This window comes from Arsenicibacter rosenii (assembly GCF_001870735.1).
In the GTDB taxonomy this organism is placed as follows: Bacteria; Bacteroidota; Bacteroidia; order Cytophagales; family Spirosomataceae; genus Arsenicibacter; species Arsenicibacter rosenii.
Map to the genome: position 1 here is coordinate 1 of NZ_MORL01000194.1, position 846 is coordinate 846.

The following is an 846-nucleotide window of genomic DNA, read 5'->3' on the forward strand; positions in this document are numbered from 1 at the left end:
AATGACGTTCAGCTCGTACGAGAGTCGGCCAATACTTTTCACCAGTTGAACGACCCGGGGTTTAAGCTTGAATTTACAGAAGACCAGCCGGGAGATCTTCAGGTGACGGCTTACCATCCCACCCATGCTCCTTATACATTAGGCCGCAGCCATCATGACTGGCGGGGATTCGCTTTTGACCGGATCAACGGAACATACCGCAATGAGGAAACCAATCAATCGTTGTCAATCAACCATCTTTCAGGCCAGCAATTCAGAGTCAAGCTGGGCGAGCAGGAATCAACCGGTATGTTGGTAAGTCCTGTAAAGCTTTTGTGTGATGGTTTTCAACTGAGTTTCAAGGACAGTGATAAACCAGCAACTCTTTTTTTAGATTTAAATCGGTTAAAACATGTCCGGTCCAACCCTGTAAATCCGTAACTTTCTCTTCCGGCAATAACATGATGAATCTGTATAGGTTTAAGGCATTCGTCCTGTCGAATTCCCCAAAAAGCGAATATACGTTACTGATACCATGCCTACAGGTCACATGATTATATTGCTGAGTCAAAAAATCACTACCCCCTTTTATTTAGACAAACTCAGTTCCTACTTTCCTGTTTGCCTTCCTAAAAACCAACCAGAAGAACGCGCTTAAATATCGCCCTTTAATCGAGACAAAATTTTACAATTTGCCCTATATTTGTGCCATAACAAATCAATCCCGCTTATGGTCACACATGAACAGGTGGTGCGCTTTCTAAAACACAATCCCGCATTGTCGGCATCTGCCCTGGAAAAAGAAGCCGGACTGCCGGCCAGTACATTACGTAAAGCTATTGCGGGTGATAGGACCCTGAATACCAA

The 846-nt window shown here is 44.3% G+C and carries 1 protein-coding gene; it reads left to right on the top strand.

The features are described 5' to 3' along the window. On the top strand, nt 1–420 hold a 420-nt coding region (locus BLX24_RS33145), incomplete at its 5' end, for a hypothetical protein (protein ID WP_177225993.1). Between the last annotated feature and the right edge of the window lie 426 nt (nt 421–846).